The 21,774-nt window shown below is 65.6% G+C and carries 25 protein-coding genes and 1 tRNA gene; 10 read left to right on the top strand and 16 right to left on the bottom strand.

Features of this window, described 5'->3' with window-relative positions; all coding sequences use genetic code 11:
• Positions 1-43 precede the first annotated feature (43 nt).
• A complete protein-coding gene (locus BN60_RS00680; protein ID WP_020694040.1) occupies positions 44-1,255 on the top strand; it encodes an MFS transporter in 1,212 nt (403 codons plus the stop codon).
• Positions 1,256-1,279: 24 nt separating this feature from the next.
• Positions 1,280-1,894: a hypothetical protein gene (locus BN60_RS00675; protein WP_020694039.1), complete on the top strand. Its 615-nt coding sequence runs from the start codon at positions 1,280-1,282 to the stop codon at positions 1,892-1,894.
• On the opposite strand, the gene BN60_RS00670 is transcribed toward BN60_RS00675, so the two are convergent.
• Together BN60_RS00670 and BN60_RS00665 are read right to left on the bottom strand one after the other, a co-directional pair.
• Positions 1,895-2,278: a c-type cytochrome gene (locus BN60_RS00670; RefSeq protein WP_020694038.1), complete on the bottom strand. Its 384-nt coding sequence runs from the start codon at positions 2,276-2,278 to the stop codon at positions 1,895-1,897.
• An 18-nt stretch (positions 2,279-2,296) separates the two neighbouring features.
• Positions 2,297-2,767, bottom strand: coding sequence for a methylated-DNA--[protein]-cysteine S-methyltransferase (locus tag BN60_RS00665; RefSeq protein ID WP_202949761.1), 471 nt, complete (start codon positions 2,765-2,767; stop codon positions 2,297-2,299).
• Between the two features lie 177 nt (positions 2,768-2,944).
• Between BN60_RS00665 and alkB the strand changes: the two genes are divergently transcribed.
• Positions 2,945-3,595 (top strand): DNA oxidative demethylase AlkB, encoded by a 651-nt coding sequence (gene alkB / locus BN60_RS00660; protein ID WP_020694036.1) that lies wholly within the window; start codon positions 2,945-2,947, stop codon positions 3,593-3,595.
• 6 nt (positions 3,596-3,601) lie between these two features.
• Here the strand turns inward: alkB and BN60_RS00655 are convergent, their stop codons facing one another.
• Genes BN60_RS00655 through BN60_RS00645 form a run of 3 tightly spaced genes read right to left on the bottom strand, consistent with a single transcriptional unit; the run spans position 3,602 to position 6,199 of the window.
• Positions 3,602-4,585, bottom strand: coding sequence for a Bug family tripartite tricarboxylate transporter substrate binding protein (locus tag BN60_RS00655; RefSeq protein ID WP_020694035.1), 984 nt, complete (start codon positions 4,583-4,585; stop codon positions 3,602-3,604).
• Between the two features lie 31 nt (positions 4,586-4,616).
• A complete protein-coding gene (locus BN60_RS00650) occupies positions 4,617-5,042 on the bottom strand; it encodes a Zn-ribbon domain-containing OB-fold protein (protein ID WP_020694034.1) in 426 nt (141 codons plus the stop codon).
• Complete coding sequence (locus BN60_RS00645; protein ID WP_020694033.1) at positions 5,039-6,199, bottom strand: thiolase family protein; 1,161 nt, start codon at positions 6,197-6,199, stop codon at positions 5,039-5,041. The genes BN60_RS00650 and BN60_RS00645 overlap by 4 nt, the downstream gene beginning before the upstream one ends.
• Before the next feature lie 59 nt (positions 6,200-6,258).
• Between BN60_RS00645 and BN60_RS00640 the strand changes: the two genes are divergently transcribed.
• From BN60_RS00640 to BN60_RS00630, 3 genes are all read left to right on the top strand, one after another.
• Entirely contained in the window at positions 6,259-7,782 is a 1,524-nt protein-coding gene (locus BN60_RS00640) for an amidase (RefSeq protein WP_020694032.1), read from the top strand.
• 153 nt (positions 7,783-7,935) lie between these two features.
• A complete protein-coding gene (locus tag BN60_RS00635) occupies positions 7,936-8,229 on the top strand; it encodes a hypothetical protein (protein ID WP_020694031.1) in 294 nt (97 codons plus the stop codon).
• Positions 8,230-8,371: 142 nt separating this feature from the next.
• Complete coding sequence (locus tag BN60_RS00630; RefSeq protein ID WP_020694030.1) at positions 8,372-8,701, top strand: thrombospondin type 3 repeat-containing protein; 330 nt, start codon at positions 8,372-8,374, stop codon at positions 8,699-8,701.
• Here BN60_RS00630 and BN60_RS00625 read toward each other — a convergent pair.
• A complete protein-coding gene (locus BN60_RS00625; protein WP_020694029.1) occupies positions 8,698-9,840 on the bottom strand; it encodes a CaiB/BaiF CoA transferase family protein in 1,143 nt (380 codons plus the stop codon). The genes BN60_RS00630 and BN60_RS00625 overlap by 4 nt on opposite strands.
• Positions 9,841-9,989: 149 nt before the next feature.
• Positions 9,990-10,232 (bottom strand): hypothetical protein, encoded by a 243-nt coding sequence (locus BN60_RS00620; protein WP_020694027.1) that lies wholly within the window; start codon positions 10,230-10,232, stop codon positions 9,990-9,992.
• 40 nt (positions 10,233-10,272) lie between these two features.
• Between BN60_RS00620 and prmB the strand changes: the two genes are divergently transcribed.
• Positions 10,273-11,157 (top strand): 50S ribosomal protein L3 N(5)-glutamine methyltransferase, encoded by an 885-nt coding sequence (gene prmB / locus BN60_RS00615; protein ID WP_020694026.1) that lies wholly within the window; start codon positions 10,273-10,275, stop codon positions 11,155-11,157.
• Positions 11,158-11,184: 27 nt separating this feature from the next.
• On the opposite strand, the gene BN60_RS00610 is transcribed toward prmB, so the two are convergent.
• Positions 11,185-12,258: an ATP-dependent 6-phosphofructokinase gene (locus BN60_RS00610; RefSeq protein WP_020694025.1), complete on the bottom strand. Its 1,074-nt coding sequence runs from the start codon at positions 12,256-12,258 to the stop codon at positions 11,185-11,187.
• Between the two features lie 97 nt (positions 12,259-12,355).
• Between BN60_RS00610 and BN60_RS00605 the strand changes: the two genes are divergently transcribed.
• Positions 12,356-12,868, top strand: a complete 513-nt coding sequence (locus tag BN60_RS00605; RefSeq protein WP_043284475.1) for a DinB family protein — start codon at positions 12,356-12,358, stop codon at positions 12,866-12,868.
• On the opposite strand, the gene BN60_RS00600 is transcribed toward BN60_RS00605, so the two are convergent.
• Positions 12,861-14,450: a metallophosphoesterase gene (locus tag BN60_RS00600; protein ID WP_020694023.1), complete on the bottom strand. Its 1,590-nt coding sequence runs from the start codon at positions 14,448-14,450 to the stop codon at positions 12,861-12,863. The genes BN60_RS00605 and BN60_RS00600 overlap by 8 nt on opposite strands.
• Positions 14,451-14,526: 76 nt before the next feature.
• On the opposite strand from BN60_RS00600, the gene BN60_RS28440 reads away from it, so the two are divergent.
• Together BN60_RS28440 and BN60_RS28435 are read left to right on the top strand one after the other, a co-directional pair.
• On the top strand, positions 14,527-15,045 hold the full coding sequence (locus BN60_RS28440) for a hypothetical protein (RefSeq protein WP_020694022.1): 519 nt from the start codon (positions 14,527-14,529) through the stop codon (positions 15,043-15,045).
• An 18-nt stretch (positions 15,046-15,063) separates the two neighbouring features.
• Positions 15,064-15,432: a hypothetical protein gene (locus BN60_RS28435; RefSeq protein WP_148283291.1), complete on the top strand. Its 369-nt coding sequence runs from the start codon at positions 15,064-15,066 to the stop codon at positions 15,430-15,432.
• Between the two features lie 6 nt (positions 15,433-15,438).
• Here BN60_RS28435 and BN60_RS30220 read toward each other — a convergent pair whose 3' ends face one another.
• The 7 genes from BN60_RS30220 to BN60_RS00560 form a co-directional block, all read right to left on the bottom strand.
• Complete coding sequence (locus BN60_RS30220) at positions 15,439-15,654, bottom strand: hypothetical protein (protein ID WP_020694020.1); 216 nt, start codon at positions 15,652-15,654, stop codon at positions 15,439-15,441.
• A 262-nt stretch (positions 15,655-15,916) separates the two neighbouring features.
• A tRNA-Lys gene (locus BN60_RS00585) sits at positions 15,917-15,992 on the bottom strand.
• A gap of 96 nt (positions 15,993-16,088) precedes the next feature.
• Positions 16,089-17,222 carry a rod shape-determining protein RodA gene (rodA, locus tag BN60_RS00580; protein ID WP_020694018.1) on the bottom strand — a complete coding sequence of 378 codons (1,134 nt, stop codon included), beginning with the start codon at positions 17,220-17,222 and terminating at the stop codon, positions 16,089-16,091.
• Positions 17,219-19,126: a penicillin-binding protein 2 gene (gene mrdA / locus BN60_RS00575; RefSeq protein ID WP_020694017.1), complete on the bottom strand. Its 1,908-nt coding sequence runs from the start codon at positions 19,124-19,126 to the stop codon at positions 17,219-17,221. Before mrdA ends, rodA begins: the two co-directional genes overlap by 4 nt.
• Entirely contained in the window at positions 19,123-19,695 is a 573-nt protein-coding gene (locus tag BN60_RS00570; RefSeq protein WP_020694016.1) for a hypothetical protein, read from the bottom strand. Before BN60_RS00570 ends, mrdA begins: the two co-directional genes overlap by 4 nt.
• A 1-nt stretch (position 19,696) precedes the next feature.
• Positions 19,697-20,590: a rod shape-determining protein MreC gene (gene mreC / locus BN60_RS00565; RefSeq protein ID WP_020694015.1), complete on the bottom strand. Its 894-nt coding sequence runs from the start codon at positions 20,588-20,590 to the stop codon at positions 19,697-19,699.
• A 79-nt stretch (positions 20,591-20,669) separates the two neighbouring features.
• A complete protein-coding gene (locus BN60_RS00560; RefSeq protein ID WP_020694014.1) occupies positions 20,670-21,710 on the bottom strand; it encodes a rod shape-determining protein in 1,041 nt (346 codons plus the stop codon).
• Positions 21,711-21,774 lie beyond the last annotated feature (64 nt).

The following is a 21,774-nucleotide window of genomic DNA, read 5'->3' as shown; positions in this document are numbered from 1 at the left end:
ACGCCGAAGGAAAGCCCCGGCGGAGCGTGCTAGCAGAGAGACCATGGCGTCGAGAGTGCCGCTCCTTGTCCTGCTGATCGCAGTCACCTGCCTCAGCCAGTTTTACCGTGTCTCCAACAGCGTGATCGCGCCCGAACTGGTGCGCGACCTTGACCTCTCGGCGCGTCAGCTCGGCTGGGCGGGAAGCGCCTTCTTCTTTGCACTGTTTGCCGTGCAGATCCCGGTCGGCATGTGGTTCGACCGCTTTGGGGCGCGTCGTACGGTGGCCACGCTGTCGATCGTCGCCATGGCGGGAGCCCTCTGGATCGCGGTTTCCGCGAGTGCCTTTGACCTGATCGGCGGACGCGCGATCGTCGGCGTAGGCTGCGCCGCCTCCTTCATGTCGGTGGTGTTTCTGTGCTCGCGCTGGTTCCCACCGGCCAGGCTCGCCACCGTGCTCTCCTGGGTTTTTGCGGCGTCCAACATCGGCACGCTGGCGGCCGCTACGCCGCTTGCCTGGGTGGCCGCCACGGTCGGCTGGCGCACGGGTTTTGTGGGTCTCGCCGCCGTTACAGTGCTGGTCGCCGTGTGCTTCTACGCCTTCGTCCGCGATCGTCCGCCCGAGATGGCCGCACCGCCGGCTAAAAAGGAAAACCTCGCCGAGATCGTGAAGGGCCTCTTCGAGGTCTGGTCGACTCCGGGCCTGGGCCCCGTGCTCGCCATGCACTTCTTTGCCTACGCCACGATGCTCACCGTTCTCGGCGTCTGGGGCGGCCCCTATCTCTACGACGTGCACAAGCTCGACGCGGTGGCGCGTGGCAACGTGCTGCTGGCGATGGGCGTGGCGCAGATCCTGGGCATTCTCGCCTACGGCCCGATGGATCGCCTGCTGCGCTCGCGCAAGAAGGTGGTGCTGGGCGGGGCCGCCATCTCGACCGCTCTGCTGGCCATGCTGGCGCTCCTGCCGCAACCACCGCTCTGGCTCGCCGTCGGGCTTCTGTCGGCCTTCTGCTTCGCGTGCGCCTTCGGCACGGTGATCGTGGCGCAGGGCCGCGCCCTCTTTCCCGACCGGCTGGCCGGACGCGGCGTCACGACCGTCAACATGGCGCAGTGCCTGGGGCTCGCCGTGCTGCCGGCCGGCATGGGCTATGTCGTCGAGGCCTTCGGCGCCAACGACACGGCCTATCGCATCTCCTTTGCGGCGCTGGGCCTCGGCCTCGTTTTGGGTGCCATCGTTTATCTGCGCTCCCGCGACAGTGCCACGGTGCACAGCTAGACTGCCGCGTTCTTGGAGAAACGCATGCTGGTTCGGAAGTTCTGCACCTTCACGGCTGTCTGCTGCGCCCTGTTGGCGTTCACCGTCGGAAGCGCCATCGCGCAGAACGCACCGCCCCGCATCCCCGCTCCCGATCGGGAGCCGGTGACGGGGCTAGTGTTCCCCGCCGAGATCACCAACGCACGGCTGGCAACCTCGGTGGACTACGGCAAGACAATGAACCGGCCGGACCTGGGTTACGCCTGGAACTACCAGACGAACCAGCAGCTCTTCGTGACGCTTTACGTGTATCCGCCCAGGACCGGATCGATTCCGGACGGTCCGATGGACGACGCGGTCCTTGCCCAGTTCCAGCGTGCATTGGCCGACATCTACGAAGGCGCAAAGCTCGGCCGCTACGATCAGCTCAAGCCCGTCGACGGGCCGGACAAATGCACGATCGGTGGCCTTACCTTCCTCTGCACGACCCTGTCGGCCATCCAGCCCACCACCAAGAAGCCGCTCCATACCGCGTTGATGGTGACGGGTTATCGCGATCGCTTCCTCAAGCTGCGGCTCGACTGGATCGACACGCCGGCCAACAGCCGGACGGCGGTCGATGGATTCATGCAGACGCTGATCAACACGATCAGGCGCTGACTACTTGGTCGCTTCTTTGAGATAGGCGACGAGATCGGCGAGCTGGCCGGCCTGCTTCACGCCGTTGAACACCATCTTGGTGCCCGGCACCTTGCCCTTGGGATCGCGGTTGTACTCGGTCAGGGTCGCATCATCCCAAACGATACCCGAATTCTTCATGGCGTCCGAGAAGGCATAGCCTTCCGCCGTGCCAGCCTTGCGGCCGAACACGCCGTGCAGGTTGGGACCTGCCGTCTGCGCGCCGTCCTTGTCGAGCGTGTGACAGGCACGGCACTGCTGGTTGAACACGCGCTGACCGCGACTTGCTTCGCCTGACTGCGCCCATGCCGGCAACGCCGCCATGCCCACAGAAACCGCAACGACCGTACCCATCCAGCTCTTCATTCTCTCTCTCCTGTGTTTTCAGGTAGATGCCGTCCCATGTGGGTCGCCTGGGAACCCAGGCAAGGACTGTGCCCCTGCCTCGCGCTCTATCAGCGCCCGCTTGCGTCGGACACCCCAGCGATAACCCGAAATGGAACCGTCCTTCTTCACGACCCTGTGACAAGGCACAACGACCGCCAGCCTGTTGGCAGCGCAGGCTCCGCCAACTTCACGCGCCTGGCGCGGAACGCCGAGCTTCTTGGCGATTTCGCCATAGGTCGACGTTCGGCCAGCGGGAATCTGCCGCAGCGCTTCCCAGACATTCAGTTCGAAGACAGAGCCTTGCAGGTCGAGCGCAAAATCCGAAGCGGAACCCGGATACTCGATCGCGTCGGCAAGATGACCGACCACGTCCCGCAGCCCCGCCGTATCCTCGATCAGCGTCGCGTCCGGAAATCGAGCAGCGAGGTTCGCTCGCATCGCCTCGTTCATCTCGCCGAACTCGACCATGACTAGTCCCTTGTCGGACATCCCGGCGACGAAGGACCCGAGCGAGCTTTCGGCCTTTGCATAACGCAGGGTCGTTGCCATGTTTCTCTCCTCATTGTCCCTCTTGGGGATCGATAGCGGGAAGATAGGACGAGCCGTTTGCCGTTACGCTCCGGCAACGGATTGGAATTCTCGGACATGCGGGATTTGTTCGAACCTTCGGGCGATCAGGAAGTCCTCCACGAACCTCTGGGCGAGGGCGCCGTGTTGTTGCGCGGCTTCGCGGCGGCACGAAGCGCAACGCTCCTCGCGGCCATCGACAGCATTGCCGACGCGGCTCCGTTCCGCCGCATGATCACGCCGGGCGGCTTCGAGATGTCGGTCGCCATGACCAACTGCGGCACCGCCGGCTGGGTCACGGATCGAAAGGGCTATCGCTACACGACGCACGATCCCGACAGCGGCAAGCCATGGCCGCGCCTGCCTCGGGAATTTCTGGATCTCGCCGAGGCCGCCGCAGTCGCAGCGGGATTTCCGGGCTTCTTGCCCGACGCCTGCCTGGTCAATCGCTACGAGCCCGGCGCGCGGCTCTCGCTCCATCAGGACCGCGACGAGGCCGACTACGGCCATCCGATCGTATCAGTGTCGCTCGGCCTGCCCGCGACCTTCCAGTTCGGCGGCCCGAAGCGCAGCGATCCCGTGAAGAAGGTGGCGCTGCGGCATGGCGATGTCGTGGTCTGGGGCGGCGCGTCGCGCCTCTTCCATCACGGCGTGCTCACGCTCAAGGACGGCGAGCACCCGTCGACCGGCCGCCGCCGGTTCAACCTCACGATGAGGAAGGCTCTGTAGCAGGCCTCACTCCGGCTTGATGTTCTGTTCCTTGATCAGCGTCACCCAACGCTTTTCTTCCTTGTTCAGGAAGTCCTTGAACTCGGCCTGGGTAGAAGAGCGAATTTCCACGCCCTGGACCTTGAAGCGCTCGATCACTTCCGGGTCAGCGGCGATCTTGGCAATCGCCTTCTGCAGCTTGTCGACGATCGGCTGCGGCGTGCCGGCCGGGACGACCATGCCCTGCCAGAACACGGCCTCGAAATCCTTGAGGCCTGCCGCTTCGACCACGGTCGGCACATCCGGGAAAGCAGGCGAGCGCTTGGTGCTCGAGATCGCGATGGCGCGCGTGCGGCCCGTCGCCAGCACCGGCTTCGCTTCGAGCGCCGCCGAGAACATCATCTGCGCCTGCCCCGAGGCCACGTCCTGGCCCGCCTGCGCCCCGCCCTTGTAGGGCACGTGGATGATGTTGAGTCCGGCCTGTGCTTTCAAAAGCTCCGCCGCAAGATGGTTGGTCGCGCCGATGCCCGAGCTCGCGATGTTGAACTTGCCGGGGTTGGCTTTCACCACGGCGATCAGCTCGGCCATATTCTTGGCGGGGAAGTCGGCGTTGACGTGCAGGATGAACGGCGTGAACGACATCAGCGACACGAGCTCGAAGCTCTTGTGCGGATCGTACTGCACCTGGCCCGTGAGGGTCGGGTTGATCACCAGTGACGTGCCGCCGGCATAGATCGTGTAGCCGTCGGGCGGCGCCTTGGCGACGAAGTTGGAGGCTACGGTGGTCGCCGCGCCCGCACGGTTGTCAACGATGACTGGCTTGCCGAGTTCGGTCGAAAGCTTGTCGGCGTAGACGCGCGCCACCGCGTCGTTCACGCCGCCTGGCGGATAGGGCACCACCATGGAGATCGGCTTCTGCGGCCAATCGGTTTGAGCAACCGCCGGCGCCATGACGGCGAACGGCAACGCGAACGCGGCGAGACCCGCCGCGATGAAAGTGGAACGCTTCATCCTCTTCCTCCCAGATTCTTGTCCGCTGACGCTACTCCGCCACGAAGAACGGCAACGTCACCTCTTTGTTGACCGGCTCGAAGGCAAGCTTCACGCGCTGGCCGATCTTGATGTCGGCTTCGGCGACGCCTCTGAGCGGTGCATTGACCCGCACGCCGGCGTCCATGTCGACCAGCGCCACGATATAGGGCACGGCCGCCTTGAAGAAGAAGTTGAACGGATGGTGGCACACCGTCCAGGTGTGGATCGTGCCGCCCGTCGGGGCTTCCTTGAACTCGCTCTCCATCGAGAAGCAGTGCGGGCAGACCGGCCGCGGATAGTGCCGGACCTTGCCGCAGGCCGAGCAGTGCTGCAGCAGGAAACGGCCTTCGCGCAAACCATCCCAGTGCGGCTGGCTCTCGCGCGTCGGCGTCGGCATCGGACGTTCCGGTGCCGGCGGCGTTACTGCAGTGCTCATGCCGCCCTCCTCAGGATCGCGATCGAACCATCGCCCATGTCGCCGTAACCGGTAACGAGGCCGACTTCGGCATCCTTGACCTGCGCCTTGCCCGCCTCGCGGCGGAGCTGACGAGTCAGCTCGATCACGTGGTTGAGGCCCACGACGTGACCCTGGCTCAGGAGCCCGCCATGCGTGTTGATCGGCAGTTCGCCGCCGAGCGCAATGCGGCCATTCATGATGAACGGCCCGCCCTCGCCCTTCTTGCAGAAACCCAGGAGCTCGAGCTGGTTGATCACCGTGAACGTGAAGCAGTCGTAGATCTCGGCAACGTCGATGTCCTTCGGACCGACGCCGGCCATCTCGTAGGCACGCGGGGCAGACTTGGCGAGGCCGAACTCCAGCAGGTCCGGCCGCTGCGCAATCGAGGCCGGCGATTCGGGATGCCCCTCGGCCACGCCCATGATGGTGACCAATGGCTTCTTCAGGTCACGTGCCCGGTCGCTGCGGCTCACGACGATGGCCGCACCGCCGTCGCTCTCCAGGCTGCAGTCGAACAGCCGGAACGGATCGGAGATCATGCGCGAGGCATGATGGTCCTCGACCGTGAGCGGCTTGTTCATCACGACATTGCCATTGAGGATGGCGTGCTGGCGCGTCACGACGGCGACTTCGGCGAAGTGCCGCTCGGTGGTGCCGTAGAGCTCCATGTGGCGGCGTGCGCCCGGGGCATAGAGCTGCGCGGGGGCAAAGATGCCGATCGGCGCCTCGAATTCGGCCGCCAGCGCGAATTGCGGGAACTGCTGCAGCCGGGTGCTGACCCGGGCGCCCGAGTAGCCGGTACGGCCGACGGCGATCAGTACGTTGTTGCAGACGCCGGACGCCACCGCCATGGCGGCGCTCTGGATGGCCGCCACGCAGGTGGCGCCGCCCATCGGCACGAACAGCGACAGCTTGAGGTCGGGCAGCCCGAGGTTGGCGATGAAATCCTCGGCGATACCACCGCCTGGAAAATAGGGGATGACGCCGTCGATATCGCGGGGGCTGAGGCCGGCGTCGGCGATCGCCGCGAGGCTCGCCTCGAGTTGCAGAGCCAACGCACTCTTATGCGTGCCGCGCGTATACGCGGTTTCACCGATGCCACTAACGGCCGCCTTCTCCCGAAGCGGATGCACCATGTTTGATTTCCTCCGGCGCGCATCGTGCCCTAAGCTCCTTCCCGAGCGAAGGGGGAAGAATGTCAAAGCAAGAGCTGGTTTCGCTGTCTGCAGTCGAGATGCGTCGTCGCATCGGCACCAAGGAGATTTCGCCGGTCGAATTGCTCGAGGCCTGCCTCGGTCAGATCGAGGAAGTGAACCCGGCCGTGAATGCCGTGACGGCAATGTGCGTGGCCCGCGCGCGCAAGGAGGCGAAGGCCGCCGAGACCGCGGTGCGCCGCGGCGAGGAGTTGCCGCTGCTCCATGGCCTGCCGACCGGCATCAAGGACCTCGAAGAGACGAAGGACCTCCTCACCACCTACGGGTCGCCGCTCTATCGCGACTACGTGCCGAACTACGACAACGTGATGGTGAACCGCGTACGCACTAACGGTGCGATCGTCGTGGGCAAGACCAACGTGCCGGAATTCGGCGCGGGCTCGAACAGCCGCAATCCGGTGTGGGGCGCCACAGGCAACCCCTTCAATACGACCCTGAATGCCGGCGGCTCGTCGGGCGGCTCGGCAGCGGCGCTGGCGACCGACCTCCTGCCGGTCTGCACCGGCTCCGACACCGGCGGCTCGCTGCGCAATCCCGCCGCCTATTGCGGCATCGTGGGCTTCCGCCCCTCGCCCGGCATGGTCGCCGTCGAACGTCGCTCCATGGGCTGGACGCCGATTTCGGTGCTGGGCCCGATGGGCCGCACGGTGGCCGACACTTGTCTGCTCTATGCCACGCAGATCGGTCAGCACGATCAAGACCCCCTGTCGTTCCCGATCGACGGGGCGGCGTTTGCCGAACCCTGGCCGGTCGATCTCGGCAGCCTGCGCGTGGCCTGGACCGAGGATTTCAGCGGCGCGCCCGTCGAGAAGGGTATCCGCTCGACGATGCGCGAGAAGATCAAGGCGATGAAGCCGCTCTTCCGCTCGCTCGATAAGGTCGAGGTCGACTACGGCGAGGCCGATCGCTGCTTCGACGTGGTACGCGCCGTGAGCTTCCTGTCGCGCTATCACGACGCCTACACCAACAACCGCAAGATGCTCGGCCCCAACATCGTCGCCAACTACGAGATCGGCGCGAAGCTGAGCCTGGCCGACTTCGCCTGGGCGCATGGCGAACAGACGCGCATCTTCCGGAAGTTCCAGGACCTCTACCGCGACTACGATCTGGTGCTGGGGCCGACAGTCGGCTTCTCGCCCTTCCCCTGGAAGCAGCTCTACATCGACCAGATGGACGGCAAGAAGCTGCGCAACTACTACCACTGGATGGCGTCGGTCTATTTCGTGTCGCTGGCCACCAATCCGGCGGTGTCGCTGCCCTGCGGCCTCGATCACAACAAGATGCCGTTCGGCCTGCAAGTGATCGGCCGTTTCCGCGGCGACGGCGAAGTGCTGGGCGCCGCCCACGCGATGGAGCAGGCCTTCAAGAGCATCCCGGGCCTGGCGCGGCCGATGCCGAATCTCGCCAAGCTCAAGAAGCCGACGCCGGCGCTGAAGTCGATCGTGACGCATCCGCCGAAGCTCAACGCCAAGGTATCGCGCGGCCCCGCTCCCGGCGCCCTGTAGCGTCCGATAACGCACGGTGCTGGCAGGGTTGCCAGTGCCGTGCGCTTTACAGAACTTCATCTTTTCGCCCGTGTGGTGCCACCTCGGGCTGCTTACCTCGTTGTGTGGGAAGTCCCGCCTCCAGGGCGGGTCCGAAATCCCAACGGAGGTAAGATGAGCAGGATCATGATCGTGGTCGCGGCCGTCGCACTCGGTGCACTAACTGCCGCGTGCAACCAGACCGCGGGTTACGGCTATCCGAACTATAGCTCGAACAACTACAGCTCCAACAGCGGCTACTGGCGCAACGGCACTTACTACAGCAATGCCAACGCCTATCAGCCCGGCTACTACAACCAGGCGCCGCGCCGCGGCCCGAACGGCGACTATGATCGCGACGGCGTTCCCAACCGTTACGATCGCGACGCCAACGGCGACGGCGTGCCGGACCGCTATCAGCGCCGGTAACGTTCCCATCAAAGAAGCCGGCTCCCCAATGGGAGCCGGTTTTTTTGCGTCTGCGTGCCTTCAACAAATCTCAGTTGCGCCGCTGCCACGCCATCGTCGATGCGTTTCATTCATCATGGGCTTTTCTCGGTGGAGGGATTGGATGCGCAACGCGAAGTGGCTCGCTGCCGCCGGTCTGCTGGTCGTAACGGCGGGATGCGTCGAACAGTCGGGTTCCTATCCGACGACCTACGGCTACAGCCCGGGTTATTCGTCCGGATACAGGTATCCGACCTACGCCAACAGCTACTACAGCCAGCCTACCTACTATCGCAGCCAGCCGACCTACTATCAGCCGGCGACCTACTACACGCCGGCGCCGCAGTATCATCGCCACCGGCGCGATCGCGACGGCGACGGCATTCCGGACCGCTATGATCGGGACAAGAACGGCGACGGTGTTCCCGACAAGTACCAGCGGCGCTGGCGCTAGGACCGCGGCTTCTTCTTCCGGATTTCACCGTCGTGCTGGCCGAGTGTCGGCGCGGCACGACGGACACTTCCGGGAGTTGCCGAGAGCTTGAGCGGCACGCCCAGCGTTTTCTGGCGGCCAGCCTTGGCATGGTCGACTTCCGCCACCATGCCGCGGGCCAGGATCTGCGGATCGGCGAACACTTCGTCGTGGTGCAGCACAGGCCCGGCGGGGATGCCCTCGGCTTCGAGGATCGCCATCCAGTCGGCCGTACTGCGTTTGCGCACCTCTTCCTGCAACAGCCCCACAATCAGCTCATTGTTGCGCACGCGGTCGGCATTGGCCTTGAAGCGCGGATCGTCGGCGAGTTCCGGCTTGCCGATCAGCGCGCAAAGCCTGCGGAAGAAATTCTGCTGCGCTCCACCGATGGTCAGCCAGCCGTCGCTGGTCTGGAACACCTGATAGGGCGAGGAACCGCGATGGGCCTGGCCGAGCTTCTCCGGCCGCTTGCCGTTGGCGAAGTAATTTGCGGCCTCGTAGACGCCCAGCGACACGGTCGACTCGAGCAAGGAGGTCTCGACCCACTGGCCCTCGCCGGTCTTGTGCCGTGCCTGGAGGGCCGACAGTACGCCGATGGTGAGATAAAGGCCCGCGCCGACGTCTGAGATGGCCAGCGGGATGCGGTAGGGCGGACCGTCCTTGGGGCCGGTCACCGACATCAGGCCGGACATAGCCTGGATCATCAGGTCGAAGCCGCCGCGGCCGGCATAGGGGCCGGTCTGGCCGAAACCCGAGATCGAGCCCAGCACCAGCCGCGGATTGCGCGCGTGCAGCGCCTCCCAGCCAAGGCCCAGTCGCTTCATCACGCCGGGCCGGAAATTTTCCAGCACGACGTCGGCGCCATCGACCAGCTCCCAGAAGGTGGCGAGATCGTCCTTGTCCTTGAGGTCGAGCTTGAGGCCCCGCTTGTTGCGGTTCCACAGCATGAAGGGCGCCGACTCGCCTTCGACAAAGGGCGGCGCGCCGCGCATGGCGTCACCCTGCGGGCTTTCGATCTTGATGACGTCGGCCCCGAGATCGGCAAGCTGCATGCCGCAGAAAGGACCGGAGAGATGGGTGGTGAGGTCGAGAACGACCAACCCGTCGAGAGCGCCTGCCATGGTGCTAGTGCAGAATCTTGTGAAGATCAGACATGGTCTGTGTCCATTTGTTGGTGCCAAACTCGTTCGACACGATCTTGCCGTCCTGCACGATCAGGAAACGCGGCGTGCCGGTCTTGCGCGGGAGCTGATCGAGGATCGGCTTGAGATCACCTAGCCAGTAGCGCTCCTGGTAGGCCTCCTTGAGCTTGGGGGGGATCGACCTCGACCCAGGTCACCTTCTTGAATTCCGGCGACGCGAGCCAGGCCGCCTTGTACTGGTTCTTCCAGTTCGAGCAGGGCTGGCAATCCCAGCCGCCCACGTAGATCACCTTGATCTCCGACGCCGCCCGCGCCGGCCCCAGCACCGTCGAGGCGAGCAGGCCGGCAACGAAAAAGGCGCGACGATTCATGATCACTCCAAGGACGGCAGACAGGCTAATCTAGGATCACATGGCGCAGGCTAACAAACCCTCTCTCGTCACACTGGGTGACTTCTTCCATTTCGCGGTCCGCCGCTTCCGCCAGGCAAGGCTCAGCTATGGCCACGGCACGACCAACGCCGTGGACGAGGCCGCCTTCCTGATGTTGGAGGCCCTGCGCCTCCCGATCCACCGCATCGACCCCTGGCTCGACCTCAAGCCGACGCCGGCCGAACGGGCGCGGCTCCTCACCTTGATCGATGCCCGCATCGGCCTGCGCATGCCGGCACCCTACCTGTTGGGGGCGGCCTACATGCAGGGCGTGCGCTTCCATATCGACCAGCGCGCGCTGATCCCACGTTCCTTCATCGGCGACATGCTGGCCGGCGGCGTCCTGCCCGTCGCCAAGCCGCGCCGTATCCTCGATCTCTGCACGGGCTCCGGATGCCTTGCGATTCTGGCCGCACTCGCCTTCCCACGCGCCACGATCGATGCCGTCGACCTTTCGCCCGGGGCGCTGGCGCTGGCGCGGCGCAACGTGGCGGCCCACCGGCTGGGCGATCGCATCTCCGTTCACCGAGGTGACCTGTTCAAGCCGCTCGTGGGACGACGCTACGATCTCATCATCAGCAACCCGCCCTATGTCGATGCCGGCGGCATGGCGAAGCTGCCGCCCGAGTTCCGGCACGAGCCACGCCTGGCGCTGGCCGCCGGCAAGGACGGGCTCGACCTGGTGCATCGGATTCTGGCCGAGGCGCCGCAGCACCTCACCAAGAACGGTGGCCTGGTCTGCGAGATCGGCCGCGGCCGGGAACCGCTGGAAGCGGCCTATCCCCGCCTGCCCTTCCTCTGGCTCGACACCGAGCTCAGCGAAGGCGAAGTGTTCTGGATCACGCGCTCCGATCTTGCCGGCTGACCTTGTTGTCTGATTAGGGTCGTCTGATCAGGCCGTATCGCCAAGGCAGATGTCCAGCGCCCGGGCGGTGCGGATCAGCGTGCCGTCGGGATCGACAGTCTGTGACCTACCGACCACCTTTTCGAGCGGCACGTCGATCACCTGACGATTCCACCACGCGACCATGTGGTCGGCCTTGCCCTCCGCCAGCAGGTCGACGGCCCGCACACCCAACGCCGCAGCCAACAATCGGTCCTCGGCCGTCGGCATGGCGCCGCGCTGCACATGCCCCAGCACCGTCGCTCGTGCCTCCGCGCCCGTGGCCTTGACCAGGCGCTTGGCCAGCCAGTCGCCCACGCCGCGGTCGGGCGCGTCGGTGGCAGGGTCGGCCGCCTCGTCCGACTGGCCGGCCGCCTCGGCAACGACGACCAGTGCAGAGGTCCGGCCGGCCGCCCGCAGGCGGGCGATGCGGCTTACCACCCGCTCCAGGTGCCAGCGAACCTCCGGGATCAGCACGACGTCCGCACCGCCCGCGATCGCGGCCGCAATGGCGATATGGCCGGCGTCGCGCCCCATCACCTCCAGCACCATGGTGCGCTCGTGGCTGGCGCCGGTGGGCTGCAGGCGATCCAGCGCCTCCGTGGCGATGGCGACCGCCGTCGAGTAGCCGACGGCGCGTTCCGTGTAGCCAACATCGTTGTCGATGGTCTTGGGGACGCCGACGAAGGGAATGCCCGATGACGCCAGGAGACGGCGCAGGATCGCCAGGCTGCCGTCGCCACCCACGCCGATCAGACCTTCGAGGCCCAGCAGCTTCAGACCCTCCACCATCTCGCCCGAGCGATCCTTCTTGCTGCCGTCCGGCATGGGAAAGGCGAAGGGATCGCCGCGATTGGTGCTGCCGAGAAACGTGCCGCCCTGGCGGGCAAGCGCTGCATCCAGCCGCGCAGGATCGAGAGTCACCGCGTCGACGGGACGCTCGAGCAGGCCGAGCGTTCCATAACGCAAACCCACCGTCGTCCAGCCATAGCCATGCTGGGCGCGCAGGGCGACCGCCCGTATCGTGGCGTTGAGGCCGGCGCAGTCGCCGCCGCTCGTGAGAATGCCGATTCGCTTGGTCATCAAGATACTCCTGCGTACTACGGGCTACCGATTGGCGGACAGCTTGAACGGTTCAATCAATCTTGAACTCCATCGTTGCAGCATCAAGATGGCACCCATGAAGGAACACTACCGGACTTTCGCAGGCTACAACGCCTGGGCCAACCGCCGTCTGTACGCGGCGGCGGCGCAACTGTCCGATGCCGACTACCGTGCCGATCGAGGTGCCTTCTTCAAGTCCATGCACGGCACGCTCAATCATCTGCTGGGCACAGATCGCATCTGGATGAAGCGCTTCACCGGCGAAGGCGCTGCGCCCGACCGGCTGGATACCATCCTGCACGAACGTTTCGACGAACTGCGCGCCGCGCGCGAAGCCGAAGACCGCCGCATCGTCGGCTGGATCCAAGATCTAGACGACGCGCGACTGGCGGGTGTGATCCGCTATCGCCGCGTCTCCTCGCCCGAGGAGTTCGTGCAGAAGCTGATGCCGGCGCTCGATCACTGGTTCAATCACCAGACTCACCATCGCGGCCAGGCGCATGTGATCCTCACCGGCCTCGGCAAGCCGGCGCCGGAACTGGACATGCTCTACTATCAACGCGAAGTCGCGGCCGGCAGAGCTACTTGAGTTCGCAAACCGAGCGGGCATGGCCGGGGCCCGGCCAGCGCGAGTCGCAGACCGCAAGCACCCCTCCCTCCGTGCCGTAGAGCGCGCTGGTCCAGGTCCCGTCCTCCACCGGATTCACCACCATGGTCGCAAAGTCGCGCAGCCCCACGACAAAGGCGTCGCTGCGATCGAGGCCGGGCACGCGGACAGGTCTCTTGGGATGCTCGGGCGAAGGGACCGGCTGGACGTGCGACAGTTCCATGCCGCCCGTGCCGACGGCGAGGTGCGGCGGCTGGCGGCTGTCGAAGCCGATTGCCTGGAAGCGATGCATGTGGCCGGCAATGACCACTTTGACATGCGGCGGCAACCCGTCTGGGAAAACACGGCGCACCGCTTCGCGCTGGGTTTCGTTGACGAAGCCATAGGGCGTCGGGCTGAGCGGGCCACCCTTGTCGCGCTTCACGACACCCCAGATCGGTCGATGCGTGACCAGCCAGGTCGGCGTGCGATCCTCGGCCAGCAGACGCGCAACCTCGCGATACTGACCAATATAGAGGTCAAGGTTGAAGAGGACGGCATCGGCGGCATTGGCCGAATCGACTGCGACGATATTGAGCTTGCCGAACTTGAGGCGAAACGGCGCGTTGGTGAGGGTCGGGAAGACTTGACCGGCAAAAGGAAGCGCCGGCGGCTGGGGCCAGGCACCGAGTTGCCAGCCCGGTGGCGTCTGCGGCGGGCACTCCTGCTGCTTCGCGCCGGGGCCGAGCAACGTCGAGTTGGCGTCGAGCAGAAAGAACCAGCCGGGACCGGCCCGGCTGCACAGTTCGTGATTGCCGCGGCTCAGCAGCCACGGTGCGACAGGCAGCAGGCGGGCTGCAGGCAGAAAGAAGTCGTCGCGCCAGTACGCCCATTTGTCGGGGATCGGGCTGCCCTCCATGTTCTGGCTCCAGTATGCGGCGCCAATGGGGAGGTCCGGCTCGTCTTCGTCGTCGAGATCGCCGGTATCGTAGAAGCTCACGGACATGTCGCGGCCATAGCCCGAGACGCGCGCTGGCACGACCATGCCCCGCGGCGTGCCGCGATAATTGTAGTCGCCGACATGGATAATCAGGTCGGGCCTGTTCCCCACCTCTTCGTCGGCCATCGTCCCGAAGGGCCAGACATTGGCGAAGCCGTCGCCGGTGCAGGGCTGCGGCTTGTCCTTGGTGTCGCCACGACAGCCGCTGTCACCCACGAGTACGACCCGGCGCGGCGTGCCGAGTGACACGACTGGCAGATCGATGCGCCGATCACCGAGGAACACGCTCGCCGACTCGCCAATCGGGTAGCGCGCCTCGCAAACCAGCACATCGTCGAACTGGCCGCCCGCGGGACGTTGGCGAGGCGTCAGGGTGACGAAGGTGCCGCTGTGGGACGAGCGCAAGGCCGGGCACGCCGTCGCCCGCTCGGCGACGCTGCGGACCATCGGAACAGGCTTGCCATCCGTACCCTCCCCGAACAGTACGAAGGCAAAGAAGGGAGGAGCCGTCCGCTGCGCCTGCGCCGCGCCATTCCCGACGTGCACAGCGAGAACAGATGCGAGGAAGAGCCAGACAAAGCGCATGGCGAAAGACTCCGGAACATTGCCGCGACGGCAAAGCTCACGCAGGATGTCAGAAATGAACGGTGAGGAAAGTGCGATGAGCCAAGCGTCGAAAGACAAGCGAGACGATGCGCAGGATATCCGTGCCGTTCCCTACATGGAGCGCACGCGGCAATACTATCGCGCCCTGGGATACGAGCAGGACTATGTCTGGGCGCGCTTCGACGACGTGCCGTTCGCGCCGCTCGCCAAGCCTCTCGCCGCCGTCCGTCTGGGGCTTGTCACGACGGCAAGCCCGCCCGGCCTCGGCAATCGCGATGCGCGCGGCGTGCGTCACGTCTGGTCGGGCGAGATCGCCCCGCCTCCGGCCACGCTGTTCACCGACAACCTCGCCTGGGACAAGGAATCGACACACACGGAGGATCGCGAAAGCTATCTGCCGATCGAAGCCGCGTCGGCACTGGCGCGCGAGGGCCGGTTCGCAGGCCTTGCGTTACGCTTCCATGGCGTGCCGACCGAGTACAGCCAGCGCAAGACCTTGTCCGAAGATGCGCCGGAGGTGCTGGCGCGACTACGAGCCGACGGCGCCGATGCCGCGCTTCTCTGCGCGCTTTGACCCGTCTGCCACCAAACCGTGAGTTTGGTCGCCCGACATCTCGAAGCCAACGGACTGCCGACCGTGATCGTGGGCTCGGCCCGCGACGTGGTGGAATATTGCGGTGTGCCGCGCTTCCTCTTTACCGACTTCCCGCTCGGCAATCCATGCGGCCTTCCCTGGGAGCGCGCCATGCAGCGCGCGATCGTCGGCCAGGCGCTCGACCTACTGGAAACCGCGGACCGGCCGCGCACGACAGTGCAGGCACCGTTTACCTGGAAGGCAGACGATCCCGGCTGGCGTGGCCGCTACGGCCGCGTCGACCCGGCGGAGCGCGACCGCCTGCTGGCCGCCGGCCGCGAGCGTCGCGAACGCCAGGCCGCCGCCAGCGCGTTGAAAGAGGGCTAGACGCGATCAGGAGTTCCAAAGCTGCGGTGATCCGCGCACGACGACGCGGCGGCCCATCGCGGTGATCGCGGGTCCGCTGTCTGTCACGACGGCAAGTTCGGACGCGACGAGATTGCGGACGGCGTTGTTATCGAGCAGGCGACGATCGCGGCTCCAGCCGCCGATGGCTTTCAAAGTTTCCCATTCACTGGGGCTCAGTCGGAGTTCGTTTTCCATATCCATGCTGCCTCCGATGCACTGGTGGCAGATCGTTTACTCGCCAAACGTGACAGATCGGCGACCGGCCCGGATTTGTCACAACCCCAAATCGGAAACACGCGCGACCCGGGCCCGCCGCCGGGGCCATGGCAGCAACGATGTCAGAACATGACGATCCTGCCGTTCTCGCGCCGGAATCTCTCGATGATGGCGAAAGCATCGCCGCCGCCCGACGAGCTCGCACAGCCCGAGAGCCAAGATTGATTCGCTAAGTGCTTGCCGGGAATGGTGGGCGCACCAGGGCTCGAACCTGGGACCCGCTGATTAAGAGTCAGCTGCTCTACCAACTGAGCTATGCGCCCCCCGAAAACCGGAGGCATTGCCCGGAAGCGGCGCGGCTATACCAAGGCCTTTTCCCCTTGTCGAGTCATCCGACGCTCCGACCGGGGGAAACCTGCCTACCGCGTGCGCGGCAATTGCGCATCGCGGTAGACATTGACCCCGATCAGCAGCCCGCAGGCGAACATGACCGACAGCAGCGCCGTCCCGCCGTTGCTGACGAGCGGCAGCGGCACGCCTACGACCGGCAGCAGGCCCATGACCATGGCCGTGTTGATGAAGACGTAGAGGAACATCAGCGACGTGACGCCCAGCGCCAGCAGGCGGCCGAAATGGTGCTGGCTGCGGAAGGCGATCGAGAAGCCCCAGACCAGCACCAGGGCGAACAGGGCAAGCAGCACGCAGGCACCGACCAAACCCCATTCCTCGACGAAGGTCGTGAAGATGAAGTCGGTCTGCTTCTCCGGCAGGAAATTCAGCGACGACTGGGTGCCCTTCAGGAAGCCCTTGCCGAACAGGCCGCCCGAGCCAATGGCGATCTTGGACTGGGTGATGTGATAGCCGGCGCCCAGCGGATCCCGGTCGGGATCGAGGAAGGTGAGCACGCGTTTGCGCTGGTATTCGTGCATGAGCGTCCAGGCGATCGGCAGACTGGCGACCGCCGAGATCCCCGCAACCAGGAACATCCAAATTCGCACGCCAGCCACGAACAGCAATGCGCCACCGCCCATCAGCACCATCATCGCCGTGCCGAGATCGGGTTGGACCATGACCAGCGCCACCACGACCAGGATCATGGCCAGCGGCGGCAGCGTGTAGAGGAACTGCGACGCCTGTTCCTTGCGCAGTCCGTGATAGTAGCGCGCCAGCACCAGAATCACCGCCACCTTGGCGATCTCCGACGGCTGGATCTGCAGCGGCCCGATCACCAGCCAGCGCTGCGCACCCATGCCGATCTTGCCGATGATATCGACGGCCACCAGCATCAGGACGGAGACGATATAGATCGGCCAGGCCATCGCCAGCCAGACCTTGGGGTGAACCAGCGCGACCACCAGCATCAGTCCGAAGGCCATGCCATAGCGCACGGCATGTCGCGCCGCCCAGGGCTCGAAGCGGCCGCCGGCAGCCGAATAGAGCGCCAGGACGCCAACCCCGGCGATTGCGGTGAGGACCAGGACCAGTCCCCAGTTGATGCGCCAGATCTTCTCGGCAAAACCGATCGGGGCGGGTGCATCGAGGGCGAGGCTCATCGCGACGCCATTTTCTTGAAGCCGTCGGTGCGGCGCGACGGATCGCGCTTGATGGTTTCGGCCAGCACATCGCGGCCGATGGGACCAGCGGTCGCGCCACCGGCCATGCCGTGCTCGATGATGACGGCGCAGGCATAGCGCGGCTTTTCCGCCGGGCCGAAACAGACGAACAGCGCGTGATGGCGCAGGTGCCAGGGCAACTGCGCCTGGGTAATGCCGAGCTCGCGTTCGCGCTCGGTGATGCGCTTCACCTGGGCGGTGCCGGTCTTGCCGGCGAAAGTGAAGTCGAGCAGCTTGCCGCTCGCATCGCGCCGCAAGGCGCCGGCGGTGCCGATGCTGCTGTTCACGACGTCGACCATGCCCTGGCGGACGATCTGCAGGTGCTGCGGATTGAAGCGCAGCGACGGTGCCGTCGGCTTGTCGCGCGGCGCCGGCGGTGCCAGCTCCTCGCGCGGCGCCGTTTTGGCCAGCAGCAGGTTGGGCTGAACCTCGTAGCCGCCATTGGCGATGCGCGCCGTCATGATGGCAAGCTGCAGCGGCGTCGCGGTCATGAAGCCCTGGCCGATGCCGAGATTGAAGGAATCGCCCGGCTGCCAGGGTTTGCCGACCTTCTCCTGCTTCCAGGCCCGCGTCGGCTGGTTGGCCGACGATTCACCCGGCAGGCCGAGTTCGCTCACCTTGCCGAAACCCAGCCGGTTGGCCATGTCGGCCATGCGATCGACGCCGGTGCGCCGTGAGGCTTCGTAGAAGAAACAGTCGCAGGAGCAGGCAATCGCCTCGGTGACGTTGGTCGAGCCGTGACCGCCCTTCAGCCAGCAATGGAACTTGATGTTGCCGAGTTCGAGATAGCCGGGACAGGGCAGTCGCGTCCAGGGATCGATCACCTTGGCTTCGAGCGCAGCCAGCGCCGTCACCATCTTGTAGGTCGAGCCCGGCGGATAGACGCCGGCGATCGCCTTGTTGTGCAGCGGCCGCTCGGGGTTGTCGAGAAGCTCGCGCCATTCGCTCTGCGTGATGCCGCGGGCAAAGGTCGAAGGATCGAAGCCCGGGGTCGATACCATCGCCAGCACGTCGCCGGTGATCACGTCCATGACCACGACCGAACCGGACTGATGTTCCTTCACCTTCTCGGCCACGAAGCGCTGCAGATCGAGGTCTATGGTGAGCAGCGCATTGGCGCCGGGCTGGCCTTCGGTACGGTCGAGCTCGCGGACGACGCGGCCTACGGCATTCACCTCGACCTGGACCACACCGGCCCGGCCTCGCAGATCGTCTTCGAGCGCACGCTCCATACCCTTCTTGCCGAAGCGTATGGTGGGAAGGCTCAACACCGGATCGTCGCGACCGGCAAGATCTTCGTCGGAGACACGGCCGGTGTAGCCCACGATGTGGCTCATCAGCTCGCCTTCGGGATAGTCGCGCGACTGGCCGAGATCGATGAAAACACCCGGAAGATCGGGCGCATTGAATTCGAGCCGCGCCACTTCTTCCCAGCCAAGGTTCTCGCGGACGACCGCGGGCTGGGAGTTGCGGCTGCGACGCAGCTCACGCAGCAGGCGGATCTTGTCGGCCTCGCCCAGTGTCAGGATCTGATCGAGACGTTCGATCAGGATGTCTGCGCCGCGTCCGCGGTCGGACGCGACCATCGCACGGAAATTGTTGCGATTCACCGCCAGCGGATGGCCGCTGCGATCGAAGATCAGCCCGCGCGACGGCGGCAACAGCCGCAGATTGATGCGGTTGTCGTCGGCCAGCGATGCGAAGCGCTCCGTCTCGACGACCTGGAGCTGATAAAGCCGGCCGGCCAGCGCCGTCAGCAGCGCGGCCTGCGCGCCGCCCAGCACCAGGGCGCGGCGCGTGAAGAGGCCGCTGCGCTCGCCGTCACCCTTGCGGAAATGCTTCATGATGTGGTCTCGCCCGGCCGCGCCGTGCCCCGGGACAGTTCCGGCACGTTCAGCGGATCTCGTGCGCGCACTCGGGCAAGCAACGGCGCCAGCAGGGGATAGAACACGACCACCACGAGATACTGCATGATTGCCGGCAGAGGATCGATGGCCGTCCAGGTCCACAGCGACGTAAAGGCCCAGACCAGCACCACGAAGCCGAACATCAGAATGCAGAAACCAAACCACTGGAAGAGAAACGGTACGCCGACCAGGTAGCGGCGGTTGGCGATGACGGCGGCGCGGATCAGCACGAAGCCCAGTGCGCTGACCCCGACCGGCGCCCCCGGCCCGCCCAGCAGCAGATCGAGCAGCACGCCCATGACCAGCAGCAGCGGCCCCGGCAGGCGCTCGGGCGTCGCCAGGCTGAACTGGAAGACGACCAGCGCCGGCAGGAGCGGCAAGGTGTCCGAGAGATAAGGTGCGCGCAGCGGCGCCAGGGTCAGCAGCACGAAGAAGAGCAGCACCGAGCCCGGTAGGGCAGCCCTGCCCCAGCGGTCGAGAGCGGCGAGGATACCATCGGCACGCATCTCAACGCGCCTTCTGGCCAGGCATTGGTGTCACGGGCTGCGAAGCCCCCGTCCCGCCCACCAGGCCGGTGACGCCATAATCGATGACACGCACAAACTCCAGTCGCGAGAAATCAGTGAAAGGCCGCACGCGTACACTGCCCTCGTTCGTCTCGACGACTTCGCCGACGGGAATGCCGACCGGGAAACTGCCACCATGCCCCGAGGTCACGATACGATCACCGCGCTGTACGCCTGCGACGCTTTGCAGGAGAGTGAGCCGCAGGCGAGTCGAATTGTCCCCGGCCAGAATGGCACGCTCGCGCGTGCGCTCGATCAGCACAGGCAGGCGCGAATTCACGTCGGTGACGAAGAGGACGCGGGCGCTGTTCTCGCCGACCTCGGCGATACGGCCGGCAAGGCCTTCTCCGGTAACGACGGCTTGGCCGGGTTCGACGCCCACCCGACGGCCGACATTGAGGAGCGCCCCGCGCATATAGGCGTTGATGCTGTCACCCACGATACGGGCCGTGATGAACGAAGCTTCGGGTCCTTCCCGAAAGTTGGCGAGCCCGCGAAGCCCCTCGTTCTCGTTCTCGAGCCGCCGGGCGGCGGTCTGCCAGGCAAGCAGCCGGGCGTTCTCCTCGCGCAGGCGGGCATTCTCCTCGCGCAGCGAGGCAAACTCCCTCAGGTCGGCAATGGCGCGGTTGGCATAGGCGACAGGCCGGGCAATGGCTTCGAGCACCGGGCTGGCGACATCGAGGGCAACCACGCGGGCATGTTCGACGAGGACCGTATCGGCCTTGCCGATCAACATGATGACGAAGGCAGCGACCACGAGCAGACCAAGGGCGAAGCGCTGCACGACTGTGCGCACCTGGCCCGCGACCACCTCGAAGTCGTCCCGAATCGCCATGTTCGGCTATTCTACTCCAACTCGCTCGACTTCTCCTCCCCAGCTTAGTCAGGGAGCGCGCGAAGGGGAGGCGTTTCTCTTAGTACATCGAGGACAGAACGCCGCGCAGGCGTGTGATGTTCTCCACGGCGTGGCCGGTGCCCAGCGCCACGCAGAGCAGCGGGTCTTCGGCCACCGACACCGGCAGGCCGGTCGCCTGGCGCAGCACCGTGTCCATGTTGGCGAGCAGCGCGCCGCCGCCCGTGAGCACGATACCCTTGTCGACGATATCGGCCGCCAACTCGGGCGCAGTGTTCTCCAGCGCCACCTTCACGGCCTCGACGATCGCGCTCACCGGCTCCTGCAGGCTCTCCGAAATCTGCCGCTCGGTGATGATCAGTTCCTTCGGCACGCCGTTCATCAGGTCGCGCCCCTTGATCTCCATGGTGCGGCCTTCGCCGTCGTCCGGCGGGCAGGCGGACGCGATGGTCTTCTTGATGCGCTCGGCCGAGCTTTCGCCGACCAGGAGGTTATGGTTGCGGCGGATATAGGCGATGATCGCCTCGTCCATCTTGTCGCCACCGACGCGGACGGACCGTGGATAGACGATGCCACCCAGCGACAGCACGGCCACCTCGGTGGTGCCGCCGCCGATATCGACGACCATCGAGCCGGTCGGCTCGGTGACGGGCAGGCCGGCGCCGATCGCCGCCGCCATCGGCTCCTCGATGAGCCACACCTTGCGGGCGCCGGCGCTCTCGGCCGATTCCTGAATGGCGCGCCGCTCAACGGCGGTGGAGCCGGACGGCACACACACCACGATCTGCGGATGGGCGAAGCTGCGCCGATTATGCACCTTGGAGATGAAGTGCTTGATCATCGCTTCGGCGACTTCGAAGTCGGCGATGACGCCATCGCGCAGCGGACGGATCGCCTGGATGTTGCCGGGGGTACGGCCCAGCATCATCTTCGCTTCCTCGCCGACGGCAAGGACCTGTCGTTTGCCGCTCTGCGTGGTCAACGCCACGACGGACGGTTCGTTGAGAACGATGCCCCGACCCTTCACATAGACCAGCGTGTTGGCCGTGCCGAGGTCGATGCCCATGTCCGCCGAGAATAGCCCGATGACGCGCGACAGCATTGAGTTAAGTCTCTGTAATTGCGGCGAAATCTTGATTTTAAAGCGCCATTCCTGCGTCCGGCGC

The organism is Reyranella massiliensis 521, from assembly GCF_000312425.1.
GTDB lineage: Bacteria > Pseudomonadota > Alphaproteobacteria > Reyranellales > Reyranellaceae > Reyranella > Reyranella massiliensis.
This window is presented reverse-complemented; position numbering and strand designations above follow the sequence as displayed.